The organism is Streptomyces sp. NPDC002536, assembly GCF_053594995.1.
This window is the reverse complement of the sequence record NZ_JBSFWU010000031.1, coordinates 39,199-65,316: the sequence shown is the minus strand read 5'-3', so window position 1 is coordinate 65,316 and position 26,118 is coordinate 39,199. Positions and strand designations below refer to the sequence as shown.

26 protein-coding genes, 1 tRNA gene and 1 pseudogene are annotated in these 26,118 nt (G+C 72.3%); 10 read left to right on the top strand and 18 right to left on the bottom strand.

Annotated features, from left to right (window positions below):
- Positions 1-143: 143 nt before the first annotated feature.
- The 5 genes from ACWD4B_RS14535 to ACWD4B_RS14515 form a co-directional block, all read right to left on the bottom strand.
- Positions 144-977, bottom strand: coding sequence for an alpha/beta fold hydrolase (locus ACWD4B_RS14535; protein ID WP_451421042.1), 834 nt, complete (start codon positions 975-977; stop codon positions 144-146).
- 201 nt (positions 978-1,178) lie between these two features.
- Positions 1,179-2,732 (bottom strand): MFS transporter, encoded by a 1,554-nt coding sequence (locus ACWD4B_RS14530; RefSeq protein ID WP_451421041.1) that lies wholly within the window; start codon positions 2,730-2,732, stop codon positions 1,179-1,181.
- The gene (locus tag ACWD4B_RS14525) at positions 2,729-3,280 is read right to left on the bottom strand and encodes a TetR/AcrR family transcriptional regulator (RefSeq protein ID WP_451421040.1); all 552 of its coding nucleotides are present in this window, start codon (positions 3,278-3,280) and stop codon (positions 2,729-2,731) included. The genes ACWD4B_RS14530 and ACWD4B_RS14525 overlap by 4 nt, the downstream gene beginning before the upstream one ends.
- 71 nt (positions 3,281-3,351) lie before the next feature.
- Positions 3,352-4,800, bottom strand: a complete 1,449-nt coding sequence (argH, locus tag ACWD4B_RS14520) for an argininosuccinate lyase (RefSeq protein WP_451421039.1) — start codon at positions 4,798-4,800, stop codon at positions 3,352-3,354.
- A 108-nt stretch (positions 4,801-4,908) separates the two neighbouring features.
- The gene (locus ACWD4B_RS14515) at positions 4,909-6,105 is read right to left on the bottom strand and encodes an argininosuccinate synthase (protein ID WP_451421038.1); all 1,197 of its coding nucleotides are present in this window, start codon (positions 6,103-6,105) and stop codon (positions 4,909-4,911) included.
- A 172-nt stretch (positions 6,106-6,277) separates the two neighbouring features.
- Here ACWD4B_RS14515 and ACWD4B_RS14510 point away from each other — a divergent pair, with 172 nt between their 5' ends.
- From ACWD4B_RS14510 to ACWD4B_RS14500, 3 genes are all read left to right on the top strand, one after another.
- A complete protein-coding gene (locus ACWD4B_RS14510) occupies positions 6,278-6,835 on the top strand; it encodes a Uma2 family endonuclease (protein WP_451421037.1) in 558 nt (185 codons plus the stop codon).
- Complete coding sequence (locus ACWD4B_RS14505) at positions 6,832-8,244, top strand: hypothetical protein (protein WP_451421036.1); 1,413 nt, start codon at positions 6,832-6,834, stop codon at positions 8,242-8,244. The genes ACWD4B_RS14510 and ACWD4B_RS14505 overlap by 4 nt, the downstream gene beginning before the upstream one ends.
- An 81-nt stretch (positions 8,245-8,325) precedes the next feature.
- Positions 8,326-8,399 (top strand) — tRNA-Pro (locus ACWD4B_RS14500).
- A gap of 96 nt (positions 8,400-8,495) precedes the next feature.
- Here the strand turns inward: ACWD4B_RS14500 and ACWD4B_RS14495 are convergent.
- The 6 genes from ACWD4B_RS14495 to argC are packed head-to-tail and all read right to left on the bottom strand — an operon-like array spanning position 8,496 to position 13,475.
- Complete coding sequence (locus ACWD4B_RS14495; protein WP_451421035.1) at positions 8,496-9,044, bottom strand: arginine repressor; 549 nt, start codon at positions 9,042-9,044, stop codon at positions 8,496-8,498.
- A gap of 19 nt (positions 9,045-9,063) precedes the next feature.
- Positions 9,064-10,245: an acetylornithine transaminase gene (locus ACWD4B_RS14490; protein WP_451421044.1), complete on the bottom strand. Its 1,182-nt coding sequence runs from the start codon at positions 10,243-10,245 to the stop codon at positions 9,064-9,066.
- Between the two features lie 26 nt (positions 10,246-10,271).
- Positions 10,272-11,180, bottom strand: coding sequence for an acetylglutamate kinase (argB, locus tag ACWD4B_RS14485; RefSeq protein ID WP_451421034.1), 909 nt, complete (start codon positions 11,178-11,180; stop codon positions 10,272-10,274).
- Entirely contained in the window at positions 11,177-12,328 is a 1,152-nt protein-coding gene (argJ, locus tag ACWD4B_RS14480; RefSeq protein ID WP_451421033.1) for a bifunctional glutamate N-acetyltransferase/amino-acid acetyltransferase ArgJ, read from the bottom strand. The genes argB and argJ overlap by 4 nt, the downstream gene beginning before the upstream one ends.
- Entirely contained in the window at positions 12,325-12,450 is a 126-nt protein-coding gene (locus ACWD4B_RS14475; protein WP_451421032.1) for a hypothetical protein, read from the bottom strand. Before ACWD4B_RS14475 ends, argJ begins: the two co-directional genes overlap by 4 nt.
- Positions 12,447-13,475, bottom strand: a complete 1,029-nt coding sequence (gene argC / locus ACWD4B_RS14470) for an N-acetyl-gamma-glutamyl-phosphate reductase (protein ID WP_451421031.1) — start codon at positions 13,473-13,475, stop codon at positions 12,447-12,449. Before argC ends, ACWD4B_RS14475 begins: the two co-directional genes overlap by 4 nt.
- Before the next feature lie 244 nt (positions 13,476-13,719).
- On the opposite strand from argC, the gene ACWD4B_RS14465 reads away from it, so the two are divergent.
- Positions 13,720-14,940: a beta-ketoacyl-[acyl-carrier-protein] synthase family protein gene (locus ACWD4B_RS14465; RefSeq protein WP_451421030.1), complete on the top strand. Its 1,221-nt coding sequence runs from the start codon at positions 13,720-13,722 to the stop codon at positions 14,938-14,940.
- 150 nt (positions 14,941-15,090) lie between these two features.
- Here ACWD4B_RS14465 and ACWD4B_RS14460 read toward each other — a convergent pair whose 3' ends face one another.
- Both ACWD4B_RS14460 and ACWD4B_RS14455 read right to left on the bottom strand, forming a co-directional pair.
- Positions 15,091-15,486: a DUF2267 domain-containing protein gene (locus tag ACWD4B_RS14460; protein WP_451421029.1), complete on the bottom strand. Its 396-nt coding sequence runs from the start codon at positions 15,484-15,486 to the stop codon at positions 15,091-15,093.
- Positions 15,487-15,588: 102 nt separating this feature from the next.
- Positions 15,589-16,020: an Hsp20/alpha crystallin family protein gene (locus tag ACWD4B_RS14455; protein WP_451421028.1), complete on the bottom strand. Its 432-nt coding sequence runs from the start codon at positions 16,018-16,020 to the stop codon at positions 15,589-15,591.
- Between the two features lie 126 nt (positions 16,021-16,146).
- On the opposite strand from ACWD4B_RS14455, the gene ACWD4B_RS14450 reads away from it, so the two are divergent.
- Positions 16,147-16,830 carry a type III effector protein gene (locus tag ACWD4B_RS14450; protein ID WP_451421027.1) on the top strand — a complete coding sequence of 228 codons (684 nt, stop codon included), beginning with the start codon at positions 16,147-16,149 and terminating at the stop codon, positions 16,828-16,830.
- 66 nt (positions 16,831-16,896) lie between these two features.
- Here ACWD4B_RS14450 and ACWD4B_RS14445 read toward each other — a convergent pair.
- Together ACWD4B_RS14445 and ACWD4B_RS14440 are read right to left on the bottom strand one after the other, a co-directional pair.
- Positions 16,897-17,444 (bottom strand): annotated as a pseudogene (locus ACWD4B_RS14445) (transposase); the annotation flags it as partial.
- A gap of 405 nt (positions 17,445-17,849) precedes the next feature.
- The gene (locus ACWD4B_RS14440) at positions 17,850-19,256 is read right to left on the bottom strand and encodes an MFS transporter (RefSeq protein ID WP_451421026.1); all 1,407 of its coding nucleotides are present in this window, start codon (positions 19,254-19,256) and stop codon (positions 17,850-17,852) included.
- Between the two features lie 67 nt (positions 19,257-19,323).
- On the opposite strand from ACWD4B_RS14440, the gene ACWD4B_RS14435 reads away from it, so the two are divergent.
- Positions 19,324-20,232 (top strand): LysR family transcriptional regulator, encoded by a 909-nt coding sequence (locus ACWD4B_RS14435; RefSeq protein WP_451421025.1) that lies wholly within the window; start codon positions 19,324-19,326, stop codon positions 20,230-20,232.
- A gap of 20 nt (positions 20,233-20,252) precedes the next feature.
- Here ACWD4B_RS14435 and ACWD4B_RS14430 read toward each other — a convergent pair whose 3' ends face one another.
- Positions 20,253-21,686 (bottom strand): aminotransferase-like domain-containing protein, encoded by a 1,434-nt coding sequence (locus ACWD4B_RS14430; protein WP_451421024.1) that lies wholly within the window; start codon positions 21,684-21,686, stop codon positions 20,253-20,255.
- On the opposite strand from ACWD4B_RS14430, the gene ACWD4B_RS14425 reads away from it, so the two are divergent.
- Together ACWD4B_RS14425 and ACWD4B_RS14420 are read left to right on the top strand one after the other, a co-directional pair.
- Complete coding sequence (locus tag ACWD4B_RS14425; protein ID WP_451421023.1) at positions 21,685-22,578, top strand: DMT family transporter; 894 nt, start codon at positions 21,685-21,687, stop codon at positions 22,576-22,578. The two genes, ACWD4B_RS14430 and ACWD4B_RS14425, sit on opposite strands and share 2 nt — an antisense overlap.
- A gap of 56 nt (positions 22,579-22,634) precedes the next feature.
- Positions 22,635-22,835, top strand: a complete 201-nt coding sequence (locus ACWD4B_RS14420) for a DUF1918 domain-containing protein (protein ID WP_451421022.1) — start codon at positions 22,635-22,637, stop codon at positions 22,833-22,835.
- 13 nt (positions 22,836-22,848) lie between these two features.
- Here the strand turns inward: ACWD4B_RS14420 and ACWD4B_RS14415 are convergent, their stop codons facing one another.
- Entirely contained in the window at positions 22,849-24,087 is a 1,239-nt protein-coding gene (locus ACWD4B_RS14415; RefSeq protein ID WP_451421021.1) for a glycoside hydrolase family 10 protein, read from the bottom strand.
- Between the two features lie 158 nt (positions 24,088-24,245).
- Here ACWD4B_RS14415 and ACWD4B_RS14410 point away from each other — a divergent pair, with 158 nt between their 5' ends.
- Positions 24,246-25,103 carry a 3-hydroxybutyryl-CoA dehydrogenase gene (locus ACWD4B_RS14410; RefSeq protein ID WP_451421020.1) on the top strand — a complete coding sequence of 286 codons (858 nt, stop codon included), beginning with the start codon at positions 24,246-24,248 and terminating at the stop codon, positions 25,101-25,103.
- 153 nt (positions 25,104-25,256) lie between these two features.
- A complete protein-coding gene (locus tag ACWD4B_RS14405) occupies positions 25,257-25,517 on the top strand; it encodes a hypothetical protein (RefSeq protein WP_451421019.1) in 261 nt (86 codons plus the stop codon).
- 65 nt (positions 25,518-25,582) lie between these two features.
- On the opposite strand, the gene ACWD4B_RS14400 is transcribed toward ACWD4B_RS14405, so the two are convergent.
- Positions 25,583-26,113 (bottom strand): NUDIX hydrolase, encoded by a 531-nt coding sequence (locus ACWD4B_RS14400; RefSeq protein WP_336414287.1) that lies wholly within the window; start codon positions 26,111-26,113, stop codon positions 25,583-25,585.
- Positions 26,114-26,118 lie beyond the last annotated feature (5 nt).

Here is a 26,118-nt window from a genome sequence, read left to right as displayed (position 1 = left end):
TGCTGCCCCGCCATCGGCGGCTCCTCCGGGTCGAAGAGCCGCGGCTCCGTCGACAGCAGCGGGGCCGAGCGGCGCGAGCCGGGGCAGGAGGTCAGCCGCGGCGGCGCTTCGTGCTGTCCGGAGCAGTGCCGTCCGAAACAGTGCTAGCCGAAGCAGTGCGGCTGGAAGTCCGGGTCCGCCGGGCCCTTGCGGCCGAGCGCGTTGAGCACCCACTGGGCCACGACCGGGTCCTTGGTGGCCTGGTCGTGCATGAACGGGTCCAGCGGGCACTTGTCCTGGAGCACGACGTTCGTCAGGTGCTCGGACGGGCCCGTCAGCAGGGCGCTGGTGTAGGGGATGACGACCTCGTCGTGGCGGGTGGTGATGACCGTGTAGTCCGGCCCGGCCGGGGTCTCGTCGCCCGCGTTGAGCTTCTTCATCAGGTCCGAGCCCCAGCGCTGGTCCAGGCAGGACGGGCAGAAGGTGTAACCGGTGGGAATCGCCAGCGGGTTCTTGGTCCCGTGGTTGGACGGGACGATGCCGACCAGGTCGTTCACCTTGTCCGCGCCGCCGAGGAACTTCACGTAGTAGCGCGGCATCATGCCGCCCTGGCTGTGGCCGACGATGTCGACCTTCGCGGCGCCCGTCGCGCCGCGCACGGCCTCGACGAAGTCCCGCAGTTCGGCGGCCGCCTGGGGTATCGGGTCGGTCTCCATGTGCCCGTAGTTGAAGGCGAAGACGCAGTAGCCCGCCTCCTTGAGCTTGGGCGAGAGGGCCTGCCAGTTCTCGGCCATGAGCTTGAACGTGCCGTTGACCAGCACGACCGGCTGCGGGTGGGCCGAATCCGGCTTGCAGGACCAGTCGTTGGCGCCCTTCGGCGGGATGTCGAACGGCGAGGCGGAGGCCGGTGACGCGGCGAGGCCCGTGAGACTCAGCGCGGCGGCGGCCGCGGCGGCGATCAGGAACCGTGCTGTGGTGCGCAGGCGCGTGTGACGCATGGGGGGATTCCTTTGACACAGGGGCGTCCGGGGCGGACGCCCTCGTCCGAACCGCGTTCGACAATGTCGACCGGTGGACGAGATATTCCCGGGCGCGTCAGGACCACGTCAAGGGAGTTACCGACCGGTAAACATCACACGGCCCGGGACTTGAAGCCCCGGGCCAGATGATGCTGGGATGGCTCATCCGAGCACGTCGGCTCAGCCGCCCGCACCCTCCGCGAGCCGCTGGCCGCGCAGCAGGAACCAGGCCGCGACGGCGGTCCCGGTCAGCACGAACGCACCCACACCCGAGGCGATCCGCAGCCCCTCGACGAAGGCGTCCTGCGCCGAGGAGAGCAGGGCCGCCCCCGTGTCCGCGGGCAGCTGCGCCGCGGCCTCGACCGCGCCGCCGAGCGACTCGTGCGCCCCGGAGGCGGCGTCCGCGGGGACGCCCACGGGGATCGCGAAGCCGCGGTAGACGCCGGTGACGATCGAGCCGAGGAGCGCGATGCCGAGCGCCGCACCGAGCTCGTACGCCGTCTCCGAGACGGCCGCGGCCGAGCCCGCCTGTTCCTTGGGCACGCTGGAGAGGATCACGTCGGCGGTGACGGTGAACGAGAAGCCCGCACCCACGCCCACGACCAGCAGGACGGCGCCCAGCAGCGGATAGGGGGTGGTCGTCTGGAGCCAGGAGAGCACCGCCAGCGCGATGCCGATCGCACCGAGCCCGCCCGAGACGACCGTCCGCACCGAGAAGCGCCGGGCGGCCTGCCCGGCCAGCAGGCCGGCCGTCACCGCACCCACGGCCGCGGGCAGTTCCGCGAGCCCCGCCTCCAACGGGCTGCGGTCCTGCACCAGTTGGAGGAACTGGGAGAGGAAGAAGACCAGCCCGGACAGGCCCAGGATCGTCAGCAGGTCGGCCAGCACCGCGCCGGAGAAGCCGCGGTGGTGGAAGAGCCGCATGTCCAGCAGCGGCGCGGGCAGCTTCAGCTGGCGCCGTACGAACCACACCAGCGTGGCCACGCCGACGACGGCCGCCACCGCGACGGGCAGGCCGAAGCCGATCGTCGCGCCCTCCTTGATCGCATAGACCACCGCGATGATGCCGACCATCGACAGGACCACGCTGAGCAGGTCCCAGGGGCCGGGCGAGGGGTCGCGCGACTCGGGCAGCAGCTTGAAGCCGACCAGCACGAGCACCGCCATCACCGGCAGGTTGATCAGGAAGACCGAACCCCACCAGAAGTTCTCCAGCAGGAAGCCGCCGACGACCGGCCCCACGGCCGCACCCGCCGAGGCCATCGCACCCCAGATGCCGATGGCCAGGCTGCGTTCCTTGGGGTCGTGGAAGAGGTTGCGGATGAGCGCCATGGTGGACGGCATCAGCGTCGCGCCCGCCACACCCAGCAGGGCGCGGGCCACGATCATCATCTCGGGGCTGGTCGCATAGGCGTTGAGCACCGAGACGGCACCGAAGGCCACAGCACCGACGAGCAGCAGCCGCTTGCGGCCGATGCGGTCGCCGAGGCTGCCCATGGAGACCAGCAGACCGGCGATGACGAAGGAGTAGACGTCGCCGATCCACAGCAGCTGGGTGCCGGAGGGCTTGAGGTCCTCGCTGAGGAAGGGCGTCGCCAGGCCGAGCACGGTCGCGTCGACGGCGACGAGCAGGACGGCCAGGACGAGCACGGCCAGCGCGAGCCAGCGACCCGGGCGCGGGGCGTCCGCCGCGTCCGGCGCACCGGACGGCGGGGAGACGGTCTCATGGCTCACGGTTCCATCCTCCGTCGCAGGGCGCCGCCGAGCAGCAGCTCGGAGACCATGTGGCTGATGTCCCGCGCGGCCACCCTGCCGTCCTGGACGGCCCAGGCGCCGGAGGTCACGAGGCCGTAGAGGGCCTCGGTGAGCCAGGCCGGGGAGAGGTCGAGGCGGAAGACGCCCTCTTCCTGGCCGCGCCGGAAGAGCCCGGTGATACGGGCGTCGAGGCGGTTCCAGCCCTCGTTCAGGCCGCCCTCGTAGAGCTGGTTCTCGCCGTAGAGGAAGGCGAGGATCCCGGCGACGGACTCGGTGCACGCGATCATCCGGCGCACCGCGTCCGCCGCGTCGCCCTCGTCCAGCCGGGCCTCGTCCAGGGCGCGGCCGAGCCGCTCGATGCCGTGGTTCTCCAGCGCGCGGACGAGGGCGTCCCGGCCGGAGAAGTGCCGGTGCAGGGTGGCCCTGCCGATGCCGGCGGCCTTGGCGATCTCGTCCATGGAAGCGGTCGGCTTGCGGGTGAGCAGGCCGGCGGCTGCTCTCAGTACCTGGTCTCGATCCACGCTCATGAGACGACGATAACCCGAATGAGACGTGGATGTCTCATTCGGGTTGTCGTTGTCTCATCGATGTACCAGCATTACGCGCGTTTGGCGTCCGCCCACTCCCGCTGCACGGTCAGGTCCGCCTTGACCTCCTGCAGCTGGGCCACCACGGCCGAGGGAGCCGTGCCGCCGCGGCCGTTGCGGGAGGCGAGGGCGCCCGGCACCGTCAGGACCGAGCGGACCTCGGGCGTCAGGTGCGGCGAGATGGCGGCGAACTGCTGGTCCGTGAGGTCGTCCAGCTCGATGCCCTGTGCCTCGCACTCCTTGACGCAGGCCCCTGCGACCTCGTGCGCCACCCGGAACGGCACGCCCTGCCTGACCAGCCACTCCGCGATGTCGGTGGCCAGCGAGAAACCGGCCGGGGCCAGCTCCTCCATGCGCGCCCGGTTGACCGTGAGGGTCGCCATCATCCCGGTGAAGGCCGGGAGCAGGACCTCCAGCTGGTCGCAGGAGTCGAAGACCGGCTCCTTGTCCTCCTGCAGGTCGCGGTTGTACGCGAGCGGGAGGGCCTTGAGGGTGGCCAGCAGCCCGGCCAGATTGCCGATCAGCCGGCCGGACTTGCCGCGCGCCAGCTCGGCGATGTCCGGGTTCTTCTTCTGCGGCATGATCGAGGAGCCGGTGGAGAAGGCGTCGTGGAGCGTCACGAAGGAGAACTCCTTCGTGTTCCAGATGATCACCTCCTCCGCGAGCCGGGACAGGTCGATGCCGATCATCGCCGTGATGAAGGCGAACTCGGCGGCGAAGTCCCGCGAGGCCGTGCCGTCGATGGAGTTGCCGGAGCTGCCGCGCTCGAAGCCGAGGTCGGCGGCGACCGCCTCCGGGTCCAGCCCGAGGGAGGAACCGGCCAGCGCCCCCGAGCCGTACGGGGAGACCGCCGTGCGCTCGTCCCACTGCCGCAGCCGCTCCGCGTCCCGCCCGAGGGCGTGCACGTGGGCGAGGACGTGGTGCGCGAAGAGCACGGGCTGGGCGTGCTGCAGGTGTGTCCGGCCGGGCATGGCGACGTCGGGATGGGTCTCCGCCAGGCCGACCAGCGCCTCCTGGAGGTCGGCGATCAGGCCGCCGATGATCCGCGCGTGGTCGCGCAGGTACATCCGGAAGAGCGTGGCCACCTGGTCGTTCCGGGACCGCCCGGCGCGCAGCTTGCCGCCGAGCTCCGGACCGAGCCGCTCCAGCAGGCCGCGCTCCAGGGCGGTGTGCACGTCCTCGTCGGCGACGGTGCCGATGAACGTCCCCGCGGCGACGTCCGCCTCCAGCCGCCCGAGCCCCTCGGTCATCCGCTGGAGCTCGTCGGCGCTGAGCAGCCCGGCCTTGTGCAGGACGCGGGCGTGGGCGCGGGAGCCGGCGATGTCGTACGGGGCGAGCCGCCAGTCGAAGTGGACGGAGGCGGAGAGCTTGGCGAGGGCCTCGGCCGGCCCGTCGGCGAACCGCCCGCCCCAGAGCCGCACGCCTCCGGCGGGGTCCTGGTCCTGCGTTCCGGTGGTCATCGTCGGTTGCTCCTCGTCTGCCGCGGCACGCGGGGTCCGTCGCCGGGCGGATGCCCCCGCCCGGCGCCCGGGCGGGGGATGGTCGTCGGTCGTCAGTGCAACCGCGGCCTACAGGGCCAGGTCACGCTTCGCGGCGATCTTCGAGGAGAGTCCGAAGATCTCGATGAAGCCCTTCGACATCGACTGGTCGAAGGTGTCGCCGGTGTCGTAGGTGGCGAGGTTGAAGTCGTAGAGCGACTGCTCGGACTTCCGGCCCGTGACCACGGCCCGGCCGCCGTGCAGCGTCATCCGGATGTCGCCGGAGACGTGCTCGTTGGCCTCGGCGATGAAGCCGTCCAGGGCCCGCTTGAGCGGGGAGAACCACAGGCCGTCGTAGACGAGCTCGGTCCACCGCTGCTCGACCTGCCGCTTGAACCGGGCGAGCTCCCGCTCGACGGTGACGGCCTCCAGCTCCTGGTGCGCGGTGATCAGCGCGATGGCGCCCGGCGCCTCGTAGATCTCGCGGGACTTGATGCCGACCAGCCGGTCCTCGACCATGTCCAGCCGGCCCACGCCCTGGGCGCCGGCCCGCTCGTTGAGCTGCTGGATGGCCTGGAGCACGGTGACGGGCTTGCCGTCGATCGCGACCGGGACGCCCTGCGCGAAGGTGATGACGACCTCGTCGGCCTCCCGGGGGGTGGCCGGGTTCGCCGTGTAGTCGTAGACGTCCTCGATCGGGGCGTTCCAGATGTCCTCGAGGAAGCCGGTCTCGACGGCCCGGCCGAAGACGTTCTGGTCGATGGAGTACGGCGACTTCTTGGTCGTCGCGATCGGCAGGCCCTTGGCCTCGCAGAAGGCGATGGCCTTGTCCCGCGTCATCGCGTAGTCCCGGACCGGGGCGATGCACTTCAGCTGCGGGGCGAGCGAGGAGATACCGGCCTCGAACCGCACCTGGTCGTTGCCCTTGCCGGTGCAGCCGTGGGCGACGACGCTCGCGCCGTGCTTCTCGGCGGCGGCCACCAGGTGCTTGACGATCGTGGGCCGCGACAGGGCGGAGACCAGCGGGTACTTGTCCATGTACAGCGCATTGGCCTTGATCGCCGGGAGGCAGTACTCCTCGGCGAACTCGTCCTTGGCATCCGCGACCTCGGCCTCGACCGCACCGCAGGCGAGCGCGCGCTTGCGGATGACGTCCAGGTCCTCGCCGCCCTGGCCGACATCCACGGCGACGGCGATGACCTCGGCGCCCGTCTCCTCGGCGATCCAGCCGATGGCGACGGAGGTGTCAAGGCCGCCGGAATAGGCGAGTACGACGCGCTCGGTCACGGGGTTCTCCTTACGGTGCGGTGCGCTGCGCTCTCATGCGCTGGTAGGCATAACTATGCAGTGCGCCGTATGTTTCGTCAATAGCTCGGGGGAGTGAATCGTTCGGGCGCGGGACCACGCGCCCCGGGACGCAGTGCGACGATCACGGGACCGCGACCGGAGGGGTGGGGCCATGACCTGGGGAGACGACTACTTGCAGCGGCTAGCGGACCGCGCGGCGGACGGATTCAGGGGCATCAAGGTCGATGTGCCGGGGGAACGGCTCGTCATCACGGAGCGGACGGCCGTCCACTGCTGGACCATCTACGACATCGTGGGTGCGGCGAGAGCGGCCAGCATCCCCAACAAACGGGTCCTGTCCAAGGTGCTGATCCACTTCCCGGGAGAGTCGCCCCGCGAACCAGATGTGACCATCCTCGACCGGGGCGCCGACGAGGAGCCGTACTCGTACAAGGACGCACTCGCCGTCATGGAGATCGTCTCCACTGAGGACGACGAAAACGACTACGCGATCAAGGTGAGGCAGTACGCCCGGTTCCAGGTCCCGGCCTTCGTCGTCATCGACCCGTTCAAGGGGCGAAGCACCGTGCTCAGCCGGCCCAGTGGCGAGTCCTACGCCTCACGAGTCATCTACGCCTACGGCGAGACGATCCCTCTCCGGCTGGCCGACGGCAGCACGGTCGAAATTCCGACGAAAGACTTCAAACGCCGCTCTACGATGCACACATGAACAACCGGACCGACCTGGCCCACATAGTCGTCAAAGCCACCGAGTCCGGGCACTCCGCACCCCTGAGCGCGCTGCTCGGCACCGTCGGAGCGCAGGACTGGGTCGCCCTCGACCTCGCGATCCGCGGGCAGTGGATCCTCCCCTCCGCCGACTGGGCCCGCGCCGGGGAGCCGGCGCCGAACGAGGCGGCCCTGGCCGGAGCGCTCTGCCACCGCGACGGCCGTGTACGGCAGGCCGCGCTGCTCACCCCCGGCGCCAACGCCCTCCTCCCCCTCGTCACCGTCCGCTGCGCGGACTGGGTCGAGCCGGTGCGCGAGCAGGCGCGGGAGGTATTGCAGCGGGCGCTGCCCGCCTCCTCGCCGGAGGTGCTGGCCACGGCCACCGCCGTCGCACTGCGCACCGCAGAGCGGCGGCACGGCGGCTTCGCCCGGGATCTGCTCATGGCGACCGTGCAGGACGCCGAGGTGACGGATGCCCTGCTGGACAGCGAGGACCGGGCCGCCCGCCGCCTCGGGCACCGGATCGCCGTCGAGCAGGGGCGCTTCTCCCCCGCCCGGCTCGCGGAGATCGCCGCCGCCGACAACGACATCGTCGTCCAGGACCTCTGCGCGGACGCGGCCCTGGCCGGCGTGCGGGACGGGGAGGACGGCAAGGTCGTCGAGCTGCTGCTGAACTCCCGCCAGTCCCGCGTCCGCGCGTCCGGCGTGACCGCGCTCAACCGGACCGGGAACACCGGGCGGGCCGCCGCCTTCCTCACCGACCGCTCGGGGCTCGTCCGCGCCTGCGCCCGCTGGGTGCTGCGGCGGCACGGGATCGACCCGCTGCCGCTCTACCGTGCCGCGTGCGCGTCCGCGGACGTCTCCCCAGGCGCGCCCGCCGGGCTGGGCGAGTGCGGCACGCGGGCGGACGCCGGCCTGCTGCGGCCGCTGCTGGCGCACCCGATGCCGCGCGTGCGGGCCCGGGCTGTCGCCGGACTGCGGCAGTTCGGGGCGGACGAAGCGGAACGGCTCATGCCGCTGCTGGACGATCCGTCGGCGGCCGTGGTGCGCGAGGTCTCCGCCGCGCTCCTGCCCTCCGCCGACCGGCTCCCGGAAGCGTGGCTGCGCGAGCGCCTGCCGGCCGACCGTCCCCGCTGGGTGCGGACGGCGGCCTTCCGGCTGCTGTCCGCACACCGCCCGGTCGTCCAGCTGCGCTGCTTCCTGGAGCTGCTGGACGAGCCCGACCCCACCCTGCGCGCAGCCGCCCGCACCGCCCTCGGCGGCTGGGCCCCGTCCGACGCCCCGGCCGCCTACCGGGCCCTCCCCGACGAGGACCGCGCCCGGCTGGACGCGCTGCTCGACCGCGCCACGGCGACCGTCGGCGAGCGGAGGACGACCGTGCTGCGCTGGTACCTGCAGGCGTCCCGCTGACCCCGGATTTGGATCACGGGGCGGAACAGGATATTTTCTTTCTGCACGCCCCACCGGGAACAACCCGGAGGGAACGGGCACCGGGACGTGGCGCAGCTTGGTAGCGCACTTGACTGGGGGTCAAGGGGTCGTGGGTTCAAATCCCGCCGTCCCGACACGGTGACGAAAGGCCGCCGAGGATTCTTCCTCGGCGGCCTTTCGCGTATGCCCATGAAGGGAAGAGGGGCGCCGGACCCCGGCGCCCCTCCCCCTCACCGCTCCTTCTGCGCCAGCCGCAGCAGGTGGTCCGCCAGCGCCTGGCCCCCGTTCGGATCGCGGCTGATCAGCAGGAGCGTGTCGTCGCCCGCGATCGTGCCGATGATCTCGTGGACGCCCGCCTGGTCGATGGCAGAGGCGAAGAACTGGGCCGCGCCCGGTGGGGTGCGCAGGACGACCAGGTTGGCGGAGGCCTCGGCCGAGATGAGAAGTTCGGCGGCCAGGCGGCCCATGCGGGCCTCCGAGGCGGATTCGCCGAGGGGGGCGCGGGGGGTGCGGTCGCCGCCCTCGGAGGGGACCGCGTAGATCAGCTCGCCGCCGGTGTTGCGGATCTTGACCGCGCCCAGCTCGTCGAGGTCGCGCGAGAGCGTGGCCTGGGTGACGGAGAGGCCGTCGTCGGCGAGCAGCTTGGCCAGCTGGCTCTGCGAGCGCACCGGCTGCCGGCCGAGGATGTCGACGATCCTGCGGTGGCGTGCGGTGCGGGTCTGCGGCACGGCCGGTCCGCCGCCGGCGTGGAACGGCTCGGTCTCCTGCGCCTCGGGCATCTTTACGTCAGTCTCCGGATCATCGTCGTTCCTCCACGGCGTCCAGGACGCCGGGCAGGGCCTGGAGGAACGTCTCCACGTCATCCTCGGTGATGATCAGCGGAGGTGCGAGGCGCACCACGTCGGGTGCGACCGCGTTCACCAGGAGGCCGGCTTCCTGTGCAGCCTGCTGCACCGTCGGTGCGAGGGGCTTGGACAGGACAATACCCAGCAGCAGGCCCGCACCACGGACGTGGTCGACGAGCGGGTGGTGGAGCGCAGCGATCCCGTCACGCAGCAGGGCGCCCGTGTGCTTGACGCGGTCCAGGATCCCGTCCGTCTCCAGGGTGTCGAGGACGGCCAGGGCGGCCGCGCAGGCGACCGGGTTCCCGCCGAAGGTCGAGCCGTGCTGACCGGCCGTCAGCAGGTCGGCCGCGGTGCCGAAGGCGACGGTGGCGCCGATGGGCAGTCCGCCGCCCAGCCCCTTGGCAAGGGTGATCACATCCGGTTCGATCCCGTGCGCAAGGTGGTCGAACCAGTATCCGGTACGGCCGATACCTGTCTGGATCTCGTCCAGGACGAGCAGGGTCCCCGTGGCCCGGGTGATCTCGCGGGCGGCCGCCAGATAGCCGGGCGGCGGGACGACGACGCCGTTCTCGCCCTGCACCGGTTCCAGGACCACCAGCGCGGTCTCCGTCGTGACCGCTGCGCGCAGCGCCTCGGCGTCGCCGAACGGGACGTGGGTGACGTCCCCCGGCAGCGGCAGGAACGGCTCCTGCTTCGTGGGCTGGCCGGTCAGGGCGAGGGCGCCCATGGTGCGGCCGTGGAAGCCTCCGGCGGCCGAGACCATGTGCGTCCGGCCCGTGCGTCGCCCGATCTTGAACGCCGCCTCGACCGCCTCCGCACCGGAGTTGGAGAAGTAGACGCGCCCGGGACGGCCCGCGAGGGCGAGCAGCCGCTCGGCGAGGGCGACGGTGGGCTCGGCGGTGAAGAGGTTGGAGACGTGGCCGAGGGTCGCGATCTGCTCGGTCACCGCGCGGACGACCGCGGGGTGCGCATGGCCGAGGGCGTTGACGGCGATGCCGCCCACGAAGTCGAGGTAGCGCTTGCCGTCGGCGTCCCACACCGCCGGGCCCTCGCCGCGCACGAGGGGGATGCGCGGGGTGCCGTAGTTGCCCATCAGGGCACCCTGCCAGCGCCGGGTGAGCTCGTCGTTGGTCACACCTGCACCAGTCACACCTGCATCGGTCACGCCTGCCCCTCCTCCGGGTCCGGCACGACCATCGTGCCGATGCCTTCATCCGTAAAAATCTCCAGCAGGATCGAGTGCTGGACCCGTCCGTCTATCACCCGCGCGGTGGTGACGCCGTTGCGGACCGCATGCAGGCACCCCTGCATCTTGGGCACCATGCCGCTGGCCAGCTGCGGCAGCAGTTCCTCCAGCTCGCTCGCGGTGAGCCGGCTGATGACCTCGTCGCTGTGCGGCCAGTCCTCGTACAGGCCCTCCACGTCCGTGAGGACCATCAGCGTCTCCGCCCCCAGCGCGGCGGCGAGGGCGGCCGCGGCCGTGTCGGCGTTGACGTTGTAGACGTGACCGTCGTCGGCGCTGCGGGCGACGGAGGAGACGACGGGGATCCGGCCGTCGTCCAGCAGCGCCTGCACGGCGCCCGTGTCGATGTCGGTGATCTCGCCGACGCGGCCGATGTCGACGCGTTCGCCGTCGACCTCCGCGTAGTGCTTGACCGCGGTCATGGTCCGGGCGTCCTCGCCGGTGAGGCCGACGGCCAGCGGACCGTGCTGGTTGAGCAGCCCGACCAGCTCGCGCTGGACCTGTCCGGCGAGCACCATGCGCACGACGTCCATGGCCTCGGGCGTGGTCACCCGCAGCCCGGCCTTGAACTCCGACTCCAGGCCCATCCGTTCCAGGGCGGCGCTGATCTGCGGGCCGCCGCCGTGCACGACGACCGGGCGCAGCCCGGCGTGCCGGAGGAAGACGACGTCCTTCGCGAAGGCGGCCTTGAGCTCGTCGTCGACCATGGCGTTGCCGCCGAACTTGATGACGACGGTCTTGCCGTGATGGCTCGTCAGCCAGGGCAGCGCCTCGACGAGGGTCTGCGCCTTGGGGAGTGCGGTGTGCTTGCGGGTCGGGGTGCTCATGAGGAGTACGCGCTGTTCTCGTGGACGTAGTCGGCGGTCAGGTCGTTGGCCCAGATCACGGCGGACTCGGTGCCCTCGGCGAGGTCGGCGGTGATGCGGACCTCGCGGTAGCGCATGTCCACCAGCTCCCGGTCCTCGCCGACCGAGCCGTTCTTGCAGACCCAGACGTCGTTGATGGCCACGTTGAGCCTGTCGGGGTCGAAGGCGGCGGAGGTGGTGCCGATGGCGGAGAGCACCCGGCCCCAGTTGGGGTCCTCGCCGTGGATGGCGCACTTGAGGAGGTTGTTGCGGGCGATGGACCGGCCCACCTCGACGGCGTCGTCCTCGGTGGCCGCGCCGACGACCTCGATGCGGATGTCCTTGCTGGCGCCCTCCGCGTCCCCGATGAGCTGGCGGGCCAGGTCGTCGCAGACGGTCCGTACGGCCTCGGCGAAGGCCGCCGGGTCCGGGGCGATGCCGGAGGCGCCCGAGGAGAGCAGCAGCACGGTGTCGTTGGTGGACATGCAGCCGTCGGAGTCGACCCGGTCGAAGGTGGTGCGGGTGGCGGTGCGCAGCGCCTCGTCCAGGCCGGCGGCGTCGACGTCGGCGTCGGTGGTCAGCACGACGAGCATCGTGGCCAGGCCCGGGGCGAGCATGCCGGCACCCTTGGCCATGCCGCCCACCGTCCATCCCTCGCCCTGGGCGAAGGCGGTCTTGTGGACGGTGTCGGTGGTCTTGATGGCGATGGCCGCCTTCTCACCGCCGTGCGGGGACAGCGCGGCGGTGGCCTTTTCGATGCCGGGCAGCAGCTTGTCCATCGGCAGCCGGACGCCGATCAGGCCGGTGGAGGCGACAGCGATCTCGCCTGCGTTGTGGCCGAGCACTTCGGCGGCCTTCTCCGCGGTGGCGTGCGTGTCCTGGAAGCCCGCCGGGCCGGTGCAGGCGTTGGCACCGCCGGAGTTGAGGACGACGGCGGAGACCTCGCCGCCCTTGAGGACCTGCTGGGACCACAGGACGGGCGCGGCCTTGACGCGGTTGGCGGTGAAGACGCCGGCGGCGGACCGGCGGGGGCCCTCGTTCACCACCAGGGCCAGGTCGGGGCTGCCGCTCTCCTTGATCCCGGCGGCGATGCCCGCCGCCGTGAATCCCTGTGCTGCGGTGACGCTCACTGCATCTCCTTGTCGGCCTTCTGGGGGGACGGGTCCCGGTGAACGGCACGCCGGGGGCGGGCCGGGGGCTCGCACGGCGCCAGCCGCGCGAGGACGGTGGCGACGATCTTGCGCACGCTCATGGCGCCACCCCCGTGGCCGGCAGGCCCAGGTCCTCGGGGAGGCCGAGGGCGAGGTTCATGCTCTGCACGGCGCCGCCCGCGGTGCCCTTGGTGAGGTTGTCGATCGCGCTCACCACGACGATGCGGGACGCGTCCTCGTCGAGGACGGTCTGCACCAGGGCGGTGTTGGAGCCGACGACGGAGCCGGTGGCCGGCCACTGGCCCGCGGGCAGCAGGCGGACGAACGGCTCGCCCTCGAAGGCCTTCTCGTACGCCGCGCGCAGGGTCTCGGCGGTCACGCCCGGGCGGGCCTTGGCGCTGCAGGTGGCGAGGATGCCGCGGGGCATGGGCGCCAGGGTGGGGGTGAAGGAGACGCCGACCCGCTCCCCCGCGACGGCGGAGAGGTTCTGGATCATCTCGGGGATGTGCCGGTGGCCGCCGCCGACGCCGTACGGGCTCATCGAGCCCATGACCTCGCTGCCCAGCAGGTGCGGCTTGGCCGCCTTGCCCGCGCCGGACGTGCCGGAGGCGGCGACGACCACGGCCTCGGGCTCGGCGAGCCCGGCCGCGTACGCGGGGAAGAGCGCGAGCGAGACGGCGGTCGGGTAGCAGCCGGGCACGGCGATCCGGCGGGCACCGCGCAACGCCTCGCGCGCACCGGGCAGTTCGGGCAGGCCGTACGGCCAGGTGCCGGCGTGCGGGGAGCCGTAGAAGCGTTCCCACTGCGCCGCGTCGGTGAGCCGGAAGTCCGCGCCGCAGTCGACGACCAGCGTCTCGTCGCCGAGTTCCGCGGCGACGGCGGCGGACTGCCCGTGGGGCAGGGCGAGGAAGACGACGTCGTGCCCGGCGAGCGCGGCGGTCGTGGTGGGCTCCAGCACCCGGTCCGCCAGCGGCGACAGGTGCGGCTGCAGGGCCCCGAGGGGCTGCCCGGCGTTGGAGTTCCCGGTCAGGGCGCCGATGCGGACGCCGGGGTGCGCGAGGAGCAGGCGCAGTACCTCGCCGCCTGCATATCCGCTCGCTCCGGCCACTGCCGCGCGTATCGCCATGGGTCCGTCCCTCCTCCTTGGTTGGCATGACTATACGGAGAGCTGCACGTTTATGCAATACCCGGAATAAGTGTGCGAACGAGCCGACGTCGATGGCCGAACCCTCCAAATCCCGGAAGCCGGACTCCGTGGGCTGCGGCATGCTGCGACGGCGAATCCCCTGACAGAGTCGCTGGCGAGGCGATCTCCCCGCACCGCAGTGCAAGGGCGGGGAGTTGTATCTCCACAACAAAGGGGGTTCACCGTGAATGCTGTGAAGGACGTGGTCGTCACCGGGCTCGGAGCCACGACGCCGCTGGGCGGGGACGTCGCCTCGACCTGGGCCGGGATGCTGGCCGGGGAGTCGGGGATCCGCGCGATCGAGGAGGACTGGGCGCAGCGGCTGCCCGTCCGGATCGCGGGGCGGCTGAAGACCGAGCCGACCGAGGTGCTGGACCGGGTGCAGGCCCGCCGCATGGACCGCTGCGAGCAGATCGCGCTCGTCGCCGCGCGCGAGGCGTGGGCGGACGCGGGGCGCCCGGAGGTCGACCCCGAGCGGCTGGCCGTGGTGATCGGCACGGGCACCGGGGGCGCGCTGACCCTGCTCGGCCAGGACGACGTCCTGGAGGCCTCGGGGGTGCGGAAGGTGTCCCCGCACACCGTTCCCATGCTGATGGCGAACGGTCCCGCGGCCTGGGTCAGCATCGATCTCGGGGCGCGGGGCGGCGCCCGCACGCCGGTGAGCGCGTGCGCGTCCGGGGCCGAGGCGATCGCCATGGGCCTGGACCTGATCCGCCTCGGGCGGGCGGACGTGGTGGTGGCGGGCGGCACCGAGGCCTGCATCCATCCGCTGCCGATGGCCGGCTTCGCCCAGGCCAAGGCGCACTCGACGCGCAACGACGAACCGGGGCGGGCCTCGCGGCCCTTCGACGTGGACCGGGACGGGTTCGTCATCGGCGAGGGCGCCGTGGTGGTCGTCCTCGAACGGGCCGGGTTCGCCGCGGCCCGGGCCGCGCGGGCGCATGCGGGGCTGGCCGGGGCCGGGGTGACGTCGGACGCGTTCCACATCACCGCGGCGCATCCCGAGGGGCAGGTGCGGGCGATGCGGAGCGCGTTGGAGAGTGCGGGGGTCTCCCCGCGCGAGGTCGGGGTGGTGCATGCGCATGCGACGTCCACGCCGAAGGGGGACCTGGTGGAGGCCGAGTCGGTGGCGGAGGCGGTCGGGCCGCACGCGGCCGTGACCGCGACGAAGTCGATGACGGGGCACCTGTTCGGGGCGGCGGGGGCCGTGGGGGCGCTGGCGGCGATTCTGGCGGTGCGGGACGGGGTGGTTCCGGCGGTGCGGAATCTTGAGGTGCTGGATCCCGAGGTGAAGCTGGACGTGGTGGCCGGGGGGCCGCGGCGGGGACGGTACGAGGCTGCGGTGGCCAACGCCTTCGGGTTCGGCGGGCACAACGCGTCGCTGGTGTTCACGCGGGTGGGGTAGGCGCCTTCGTAGCGGACCTTTTCCAGCATGTGCTCGTACGCCCTGTCGTAGGGCTGCTGGAGCGGTGCCCTGTGGTCGGACATCACTGCGGTGGTTGCCTTTCTGTCACCAGGTCGTGGTGGCCGGTGTGCGGTCACCGGGGGTGGGTGGTCAGGTGGGCTGGGGGCGGCCGAAGAGGAGGTCGTAGCCCGCGGGGAGCTGAAGCAGGATCTCCTTGAGGAGGTCGTCGCCGGTGGCGTCGGCGACCGTGGACAGGACGGCGCTGACGTCCCAGGCCGCGGTCTGCTCGGTGGCGCCCTCGATCCAGGCCGCGGTCGCCCGCACGAACCGCTCCGGGGGCAGCGGCTCGGCGCTCTGCAGCGGATTGAGCAGGATCAGGGCGAAGCCCTCCGGCAGACGCGCCGCCAGCCGGGCACGGACCTCGCCGACCAGGTGCGCGCCCAGCAGGGCGAGCACCACGCGGGCCGCGCGTTCGGCTTCCTGCGGGGTCTCGTATTCGCCGCGTTCCTTCACATGGTCGAGGAACGCTTCGCGTCGCACTGTCACGTCGGACGCCCCCTTCCTCGGGTCCACGGGGGCGCGGAGGACGGGCCGGGGGGAGATCAGATACCCGTCCTCCGCCGCTGTTCAGCCCTTATCGGGTCCGGCTCAGCCGGAGATCTCCTTGTGGCCGGTTCCGACGCCGATGGCGATCTTGCGGGGCTTGGCGCGCTCGGCGATCGGGATGCGCAGGGTGAGCACGCCTGCGTCGTAGTCGGCCTGGATGTGCTCGGTGTCCAGGGTGTCGGCCAGCACGATCTGGCGGGAGAAGACGCCCAGCGGCCGTTCCGACAGCTCCATCTGCACGCCGTCGGCCTTCGTTACGGGCCGGCGCTCCGCCTTGACGGTGAGCATGTTGCGTTCGACGTCGATGTCGATCGCGTCCGCGCTGACGCCGGGGATGTCGAAGGCCACCACGTACTGGTCGCCCTCGCGGTAGGCGTCCATCGGCATCGGGGACGGCCTGGACCAGGTGCCCGGTCCCATCAGCTGCTGGGCCAGACGGTCCAGCTCACGGAAGGGGTCAGTGCGCATCAACATCGGAAAACACCTCCAGAGGTTCGGGCAGTTGCTGCCAATGCGCCTCACTGAAACCGTTGTAACATGTCATCCGATGGATGACAAACATGGTGTCGTCCAAAGGATGACTGCCTGAGGGAGGTGCCCATGACCCCGGCCGACCAGCCGGCACCGTCCGACGCCGACACGCCCAGCCCGGCGTCGTTCCTCGCCGCCGCGGCAGCCCTGCACGCCATAGACGACGCCCTGCATGCCGCCCGGCGTGAGGCCGCCGGGACTGCCGAGACCCACGACATCGGCCCGGAGCAGGCCCTGGCCTCGCTCCTGCTGCTGCGGCAGGTTCGCGAGCAGCTCGCCGGATGGGAAACCGGCCTGATCGAAACCGCCCGCCACGCGGGTGCCAGCTGGGCCGACCTCGCCCACCCCCTCGGCGTCGCCAGCCGCCAGGCCGCCGAACGCCGCTACCTGCGCGGCCGTCCCGGCCCCGCAGGAACCACCGGCGAACAGCGCGTGCAGGCCACCCGCGAACGCCGTGCCGCCGAACGCACCACCGCCACTTGGGCCCGTTGCAACGCGGCCGACCTGCGCCGCATCGCCGGCCAGATCACCGCCCTCACCGACCTGCCCGCCGCGGCCCGCAACCCGCTCATCCAGCTCCACGCGGCCCTCGCCCACGACGACCCCGCCGACCTCATCCACCCCCTCATCGCCACCCGCCCCCACCTCACCCCCGACCATCCCGGCCTCGCTGCCCAGCTCGATGCCCTGACGAACCCCGCCACGAACCCGGCGGCCTCTCAGCCGAACCGAGATGCGGGACCGACCGTGTGATCAGGCGGCTTCCGATATCGCGTAGCCGTGGGCGACGTCGCGCCGTTCGACGGGGCGGGCCGTGCGACGGGTGAGCCGCCGGGTCATGAGCATGATCGCCGCAAAGGTGATCAGTGCTTCGCTCATCTCGGGCAGGCGTTCGTGGTCACGGCAGTGGCGGCGGGCCCTCATGATCCACGACCAGCCCCGTTCCGCGGCCCACCTGCGCGGGAGCACAACGAAGCCCTTGGCGTCCGGTGGGCGGCGCACCGTCTTGATGGTGACGTCGAGGTACTTCTTCGCCCAGTCCACCAGTCCGTTCTTGGCGTAGGCGGAGTCGGCCCAGACGATGGCGATCTCCGGGTGCAGCAGGGCGAGCCGGAACAGCAACTCCCGCGCCACCAGGGAGTCTTGTGCATCGGCAGGGGTGACCATGACGAGCAGGACGAGACTGCGATGGCCGCAGATCATGTGCCGTTTCCTCCCATTGATCAGCTTCCCGCCGTCCCACCCGCGCGTTGCCCTGCTGACGGCCTCGGACGCTTTGACGGACTGGGAATCGACGATGACCGAGGCGGTCTGGGTGTCTTGCCCGCGGCGAGGCGGATGCGGCGGCGGAGCTGGTCGCGGATTTTGAAGTGCGTGTCCCGCTCGGTCTCCACCAGGAGTTTCGACTCCGCCACGAGTTCGTCGTAGCGCTCCTGGGTCACCTTGCCGATCATGGCGGGCATCGCCCTCACCACCCGGCGCGGGCCCGGGGAGCGGCAGAGGTGCCGGCGACAGGGCCAGGCCCGCGATACGGCTCAGCGTCAACCCGCCGCGAGATCGTCCGCCAGCACCGACCGGAACTGACCGAACGGAACCCGAACGGACACCCGGGCCGTTCGCTCAAGCGTCAATTCCGCGCTTCGGCGAACGCTTTCCTTCGCGCGTACGAAGCCCGGCCGCGGCACTTCGCCGAGCAGTACACCGCGTTGCTGCGGTGATCCACTTCTGACGGGCGGGGCCCGGGTGCTGCCGCCCCCCGGCACCGGGCAGAATCAGCGCCGAACCATGGCAGGGCGGGACCGGGCCGCACCGCCCACCACCGCACCGCCCGCCCCCGGGTGCATCCGCACCGCCCCCAGCATCGCCCCCACCGACACCACCGCCAGCAGGCAGAACGCCACCGCGTACGCCGAATCCGGCCGCACCCACTCCCCCGCGCGAAGGGCCACCGTGGCGGCCGCCACGCCCAGGCCGGCCGCGGCCTGCTGGGCCGTGGACTGGAGGGTGTTCGCGTGGCCCATCCGCTCCTGCGGGACGTCCGCGAAGGCGATGACCTGGTAGCCCGTCAGCCCCAGCGAGCGGGCCGCACCGCTCACCACCGTCAGCACGATGATCACTGCCATCGGCGTGCCGGCGGTGAGGAACCCGCAGAGGGCCGTCGTCGCGACGACACCCACCGTGGCCGTCACCAACAGTGGCCGGAAGCCGAACCGTTGGAGCAGCCGGGTCGTCGCCGGCTTGATGCCGATGTTGCCGACGAAGACGAACAGCACGACCGTGCCCGACTTCACCGCGCTCCAGCCGAAGGCCTCCTGGAAGAGCAGCGGCAGCAGGAACGGCACCGCCGCCACCGTGATCCAGAACAGGGAGCCGCCGGTCACCGACTCCCGGAAGGACGGGATCCGCAGGGTGCGCAGGTCGACCAGCGGGTGGGCGGTGCGCAGCAGGTGCCGTGCCGCAGCGCCCAGCAACGCCACGGACAGTGCGCCGAAGACGGCCACCGGCGCCCACTGCGCGTGCGGCTCGGACAGCAGGTGTGCCGTCCAGGTCAGTGCGCCCAGGCCCGTGGAGGTCAGCAGGACGCCGGTCCGGTCCAGCGGCGGCGGGGCCGCGGCGCCCGGCCCGTCGTCGATCAGGCGCCACGCGACGGCGAACGCCACGGCTCCCAGCGGGAGGTTGACCAGGAACATCCAGGGCCAGCTCGCATACGTGGTGATCAGCCCGCCCAGCAGCGGCGCGATCACCGGTGCCACCAGGGCGGGCCAGACGACGTACGAGATCAGCCGGGGTATGTCGGGCTTCTCCGCCCCGGACACCACCATCAGCCGCCCCACCGGCACCATCATCGCGCCCCCGGCGCCCTGCAGGACCCGCATGGCGACCAGCCAGCCGAGGCTCGGGCTCAGCGCGCAGGCCAGCGAGGAGACGGTGAAGACGGCGATGGCCGCGAGGAAGACGCGGCGGGGCCCGAAGCGGGCGGCCAGCCACCCGCTGAGCGGTATCAGGACCGCCAGCGTGACCAGATAGGCCGTCACCACCAGGCCGATCGCCGTCGGGGCGACGCCCAGTGCGGCACCCATCCGGGGTGCGGCGGTCGACACGATCGTGCCGTCGAGGTTCTCCATGAAGAAACATCCCGCGACCAGGAGCGCGGTGTTGCGGTGTTTTCTGTCGATCACCCGTTCATGGTGTGCGGCACCGACCCTTGACCACAAGTTCCGAATCGGAACAGTAGAGTTGCATCCCATGCAACTCCCCGACATGAACCTGCTCCCCGCCCTCCACGCCCTGCTCCGCGAGGGCAGCGTCACCGGCGCCGCCGCCGAGATGCACGTCTCCGCCTCCGCCATGAGCCGCACCCTGGGGCGGCTGCGCCGCGTGGTCGGGGATCCCCTGCTGGTGCCCTCGGGGCGCGGGCTGACGCTCACCCCGCGGGCGCTGGAGCTGCGGCCGCAGGTCGAGGCGGCGCTCCTCGGGGCGCTGGCCGCGCTGCAACCGCCGCAGCCCGTCGACATCGCCACCGTGGAGCGGGAGTTCACGCTGCGGACCAACGACGGGCTGGCCGTCGTCCTCGGTCCCGCGCTCACCGAGCGCATCGCGCAGGAGGCGCCCGGCATCCGGCTGCGGATCCTGCCCGAGGGCGACGAGGATCTCGCGGATCTGCGCGACCGCATCGACCTGGACATCAGCGCCCTGCCCGCTCTCCCCCACGACGTGCGCAGCAGCCCGCTCTCCCGGCACCGTCACGTCGCGGTCTTCCGCACCGGCGCCGCGCATGCGGACGAGCCGCTGACCGTCGAGCGCTTCGCCGCGATCCCGCACATCACCGTCTCCCGGCGCGGCAGAGCCCACAGCATCGTCGACGAGCGGCTGGCCGAACTCGGCCTGACCCGCCGGGTCCTGGTCACCGCGCCGTCCTTCGTCACGGCCTGCTTCCTCGTGCTGCAGTCCGACGCCCTGGCCCTGCTGCCGGAGGCGGTGGCCGTCCGGGCGGCCGGGGTGATGCCGCTGCGGGTGCGGGAGATCCCGCTGCCCCTGCCGCCGGTCGACACCGGCATGGCCTGGCACGTCCGCGTCGACGCCGACCCCGCCCACCGGTGGCTGCGGGCCGCGGTGGCCCGGATCGTGGCGCAGGAGGAGGAGAGCCTCGACTGAGGCCGGTCAACTGAGGCCGGTCAACCCAGGGCGGTCCGCAGCCGGTTCACCCCCTCCGCCAGCTCCGCCGTGCCCGCCACGCCCGCGAAGCTCAGCCGGACGTGCGGCGCGGGCGGCTCGGCGGAGTAGTACGGGCGGCCGGGGGCGACGGCGACGCCGGCCCGCAGGGCGGCTGCGGCCAGGGCGTGTTCGTCCGTGCCGTCTGGGAGGCGCGCCCAGAGGTGGAAGCCGCCGGGCGGCACGAAGTCCACGGCGGTCTCCGGGAGTTCCCGGTGCAGGGCGGCGAGCAGCGCGTCGCGGCGGGTGCGCAGCGCGGCGGCGACGGCGCGCCGGTGGCGGGGCCAGGCGGGCGAGCCGACGAGTTCGAGGGCGGCCTCCTGGAGCGGGCGGGGCACGAAGAAGCTGTCGACGACCTGGATCGCCCGCAGCCGGTCGAGGACCGGGCCCCGGGCGGCGAGGGCGCCCACCCGCAGGCTGGGCGAGGTGAACTTGGTGAGCGAGCAGACGTGGACGACGATGCCGTCGGGGTCGTCGGCGGCGAGCGCGGGCGGCAGCGGCGGGGCGTCCTCGTGGGCCAGGCGGCGCGCGAAGTCGTCCTCGACGACGAACGCCCCGGCCTCGCGGGCCACCCGCAGGACCTCCTGCCGCCGCTCGGGGGCCAGCACGGCGCCGGTCGGGTTGGCGAAGAGCGGCTGGCAGACGAACACCCGGGCGCCGCTGGCCCGGAACGCCCGCTCCAGCAGGTCGGTCCGCACGCCCCGGTCGTCGGCCGGTACGGGCACGGGGCGCAGCCCGGAGGCGCGGGCGGCGGCGAGCATGCCGGGGTAGGTGGGGGATTCGACGAGCACGGGTGCGCCGGGCGGGGCCAGGGCGCGCAGGGCGACGGCGAGGGCGCTCTGGCCGCCCGCGGTGATCAGGACGTCGGAGGGGGCGAGGGTGCCGGAGGGGCCGCCGATCTCGCGGGCGAACCAGGCGCGCAGCTCGCCGACTCCCTCGACGGGCGGGCGTCCCCATGCCCCGGGGCGGCGCCCGGCCCGGCCGAGGGCGGCGGCCAGGGCGCGCTCGGGCTGCAGGACGGGGTGGAGGTAACCGCCGTTCAACTCGATGACGCCGGGCGGCGGTTCGGCGAGGGTGTCGAGCACGCCGGAGGCGTCCACGGAGCGGGGGACCGCCTCCTCGCCGGTCTCCGCGCTGAGGGCGATCTGCTGCCAGGAGGTGTCGCCGCTCCGGGCGGGCCGGCCGGTCCGTTCCGCCCGGAAGGCGCCGGCGCCGGGCCGGGTGACCACCAGACCCTCGGCGGCCAGGGCGGCCAGGGCGCGGGTGACGGTGACGGGGCTGGCCCGGAAGCGTTCGACGAGGGCCCGGCTGGACGGCAGCTTCTCACCCGGCGAGTAGCGGTCGAGCTCGACGCGGAGAGTGCCAGCCAGTTTTGCCACGCTGTTAGGCTCACTCATGACAGCACAAGATAGCGCTATCGACAGAAGAACGATAGCAGTGAACGGGGGAACGTTGCTGGCCGCGCTCGGCGTGGTGGCGTTCTCGCTGACCTTCCCGGCGACCGCCTGGGCCCTGGAGGGGTTCGGGCCCTGGTCGGTGACCGCGTGCCGGATGACCCTGGCCGGACTGACGGCGCTCGGCGCCCTCCTGGCGCTGCGCGCGCGGGTGCCCCCGCGCCGCCACTGGGGCGGGCTGTGCATCGTGGCGGGCGGTGTCGTCGTCGGCTTCCCGCTGCTGACCACGCTGGCCCTGCAGACCTCGACGACCTCGCACGCGGCGGTGGTGGTGGGCCTGCTGCCGCTCACCACGGCGGCGTACGCAGCGGTGCGTACCCGTACCCGGCACGCGTGGACGTTCTGGGCGGCGGCGCTGGCCGGCGCGGCCGTGGTCGTCGCCTTCGCGCTGCTGCAGAGCGGCGGGGCACCCTCCCGGGGCGACCTCCTGCTCTTCGCGGCCCTGGCGGTCTGCGCCGCGGGCTACGCCGAAGGGGGCCGGCTCGCCCGGGAGATGCCGGGGTGGCAGGTCGTCGGCTGGGCGCTGGTGCTCTGCCTGCCCGTGGCCGTCGCGGGGGCGGCCGCGGCGCTGTCCGCCGAGCCGGTGCGGATCGGCCGGCACGCGGTCTCCGGACTGCTGTGGCTGGCGCTGGGCTCGCAGCTGCTGGGCATGGTCGTCTGGTACCGCGGCATGGCCGCGATCGGGGTGGCCCGGGCCAGCCAGCTGCAGCTCGCGCAGCCGCTGCTCACGCTGGTCTGGTCGGTGGCGCTGCTGGGCGAGCGGCTGTCCCCGGCGGCGCCGGCCGCCGCGGTGGGCGTGCTCGTCTGCATCGCGGTGACGCAGCGCTCACCGTAGACTTGGCAGCATTCCCACAGTGCACGTGTCCAACCTCATCGGAAGGGGCACCGTCGATGCATGCGAGCAAGGGCGACCGGCTGGTGGTGCACGGCAGGGTGGTCGGGCAGCAGGACCACACCGTCGAGATCGTCGAAGTACTGGGACCCAAGGGCAACCCGCCGTACCGGGTCCGGGACGACAAGGGGCACGAGACCATCATGTCGCCCGGACCCGACTCCGTCGTGGACCACCGCAGGGCCGCGGACAAGACCTGACAGACCCCGCGACTCACCGTGGCGGGCGCGCGCGGTGCGGGTAGTGGTCCCGCACCACGCGCGCCATCGCCCCGATGGGGTCGGAGACGACCTGCTTGGCCGAGAAGTAGACGTTCCCCTGCACCTCCGGGTGGGCCGCGTCCAGCGTGAGGTGGCGGGAGAGCTCCGCCGGGTCCTGCCAGGGCGCGGGCTGTGCGGGGTCACCGGCCCGGTAGAGGGCCTCGCCGACATAGAGGTGCACGCCCGTGCCGCGGACGGTCTCCGCCCACCAGGGCACGAGCTTCGCGTAGTCGGCGGCGCGGTTGCCGATCTCCCAGTAGACCTGCGGGACGATGTAGTCGATCCACCCCTTGCGGACCCATGAGCGGGTGTCCGCGTGCAGGTCGTCGTAGGTCTGCACCCCGGCCCGGGTGTCCGAACCCCGGGGATCCGTCGTGCGGTTGCGCCACACGGCGAACGGGCTGATGCCGAACTGCACATGCCGCTTGCGGCGTTTGATGCGCTCGCCCGTCTCCCGGACCAGCCGGTCGATGTTGTCGCGCCGCCAGGCCGCCCGGTCGGGGAAGCCCGCGCCGTAGCGCTCGTAGGCCACCGTGTCGTCGAAGGCCTGGCCGGAGACGGGGTAGGGGTAGAAGTAGTCGTCGAAGTGCACCCCGTCGAGGTCGTAGCGCCAGACGGCGTCCAGCATCGCGTCCTGGACGAAGCGGCGGACCTCGGGCAGGCCGGGGTTGTAGTAGAGCTTGCCGCCGTAGGGCAGCACCCAGTCCGGGTGCACCCGCGCGGGATGGGTCGGCACCAGCCGGCCCGGGTCGGTGTGGTTGGCCACGCGGTACGGGTTGAACCAACCGTGCAGCTCCAGGCGGCGCTTGTGCGCCTCGCGCACGGCGAAGGCCAGCGGATCCCAGCCCGGGGAGCGCCCCTGACGGCCCGTCAGGTACTCCGACCAGGGCTCGTAGCGGGACGGCCAGAAGGCGTCCGCGGTCGGACGGACCTGCAGGATCACGGCGTTGAGCCGGCGGGCCACGGCGGTGTCGAAGAGGGCGAGCAGCTCGGCCCGCTGGAGGTCCGGGGCCAGGCCGGGCCGGGAGGGCCAGTCGATGTTGGCGACGGTCGCCGTCCACATGCCGCGGAACTCCCGCTTCCGCCGGGTCTGCCCCTGAGGCTCCAGGGCCCCGGCCTCGCCGGTCGCCAGCAGGGCCGTCATGGCTCCGGCGGCTGCCACGGTGAAGCCTCTTCGGCTGATTCGCCCCATATGCACGCCTCCTTGAATGCACCCTGTCAGAACAGTCACACCGTCTGCATCAGCATGCCCACCCAGGGGCCCTCCGCACCGCCCGCTTGCGGAGGTAACGTCGTGAGCAGAGTCCGGATCAGTGCAGTGCAGGATCAGCGAAGACCGAAAGGCACGACGTGAGCGACATCGAACGCGTGGGAGTGGTGGGCTGCGGCCAGATGGGCGCCGGTATCGCGGAGGTGTGCGCCCGCGCCGGCCTGGAGGTCAAGGTCGCCGAGACCACCGGCGAGGCCCTGGAGCTCGGCCGCACCCGGCTGACCAACTCCCTCGCCAAGGCCGCCGAGCGCGGCAAGATCTCCGAGGAGGAGCGGGACGCCACCCTGGCGCGGCTGAGCTTCACCACGGACCTGGGCGAGTTCGCCGACCGCGACCTGGTCATCGAGGCGGTCGTGGAGAACGAGCAGGTGAAGACGGAGATCTTCCAGGTGCTCGACCAGGTCGTGACCCGGCCCGACGCGATCCTGGCCTCCAACACCTCCTCCATCCCGCTGGTCAGGCTCGCCGTGGCGACCTCCCGCCCCGACCAGGTCATCGGCATCCACTTCTTCAACCCGGCCCCGGTGCAGCAGCTCGTCGAGCTGATCCCGGCGCTGACCACCTCCGAGGAGACGATCAAGCGCGCCGACACCCTCGTCGGCCAGATCCTCGGCAAGCACGCCATCCGCGCCCAGGACCGCTCGGGCTTCGTCGTCAACGCCCTGCTCATCCCCTATCTGCTGTCCGCGATCCGGATGTTCGAGTCGGGCATCGCCAGCCGCGAGGACATCGACAACGGTATGGAGCTCGGCTGCGCCCACCCCATGGGCCCGCTCAAGCTCTCCGACCTGATCGGCCTGGACACCGTCGCCTCGGTGGCCGACAGCATGTACGCCGAGTACAAGGAGCCGCTGTACGCCGCTCCCCCGCTGCTGCAGCGCATGGTCGACGCGGGCCGTCTGGGCCGCAAGACCGGTTCGGGCTTCTACACCTACTGAGGACTCGCCGGGCCGGCGCGCGCCTTCTTCACACGGGGTGTGCGCCGCTGACCCGCGAACACCCTCCGCACACGCTCCCGCCCCGCCCCGCGAAGCGGTTGACTCGCCTCAACAGGCAAGCAACAGATTCACCTTCCGGAAGGGGTACGGACCGTGACCATCCATCCCGAGCACACGGCCGCGAAGGCGGCTGAGCTCGCGGAGCTCCGGCGCAGCTTAGATGTGGGTGTCGTCCGCATCGACGGCCGGCTCGCTCTCCTGACCCAGCGCAGCGAACAGGCGGAGCACGAACTGGAGGAGATGGCCGAGCGGCTGCGGGTCCTGGAGCACGGCCGGTGGCCCCTGCCGTCGCTGGCCGCGCTCACCGGCCTGGCCGGCCTGGCGGTCGCCGTGTGGCAGGCGTCCGGCCGATGAGCGCGGGGTGCGCGTGATCCATTCTGCGACCCCCGTGGTCCCCGTTGTCCCCGTTACCGGATCGGTCAGCCGAGCCGGATGTGGTGCAGCAGGAGCAGGGCCGCCGCCATGTTGGCCGCCGGCACCTCGCCCCGGGCGATGAGGTCGGGCACCAGCTTCAGCGGCACCCACTCGCGGCGGTCCGACTCGAAGGCGTCCTCCGGGTCACCGATGTACTCCGCCTCGTCCGCCCAGTAGATGTGATGACGGGCGTCGGTGAGCCCGTTGGACGGCTCGACGGACATCAGGTGCCGCAGGGGACCCGGCCGCCACCCCGTCTCCTCCTCCATCTCCCGGGCCGCGGCGCTCGCGATGTCCTCGCCGTCGTCGACGACGCCGGCCGGCAGCTCCCAGCCCCAGTTGTCCGTGATGAAGCGGTGCCGCCACAGCAGCAGGACCTCATTGGCCGCATTGACCACCGTGGCCACGGCGACGGGCCGCAGCCGGATGAGGAAGTGGTCGAGGTGGCGGCCGTCGGGGAGTTCGACGTCCGCGAGATTGACCCGGAACCATCGGTTCTCGTAGACGGTCAGCTCCCTGAGATTCTTCCAGCGCACGTGTC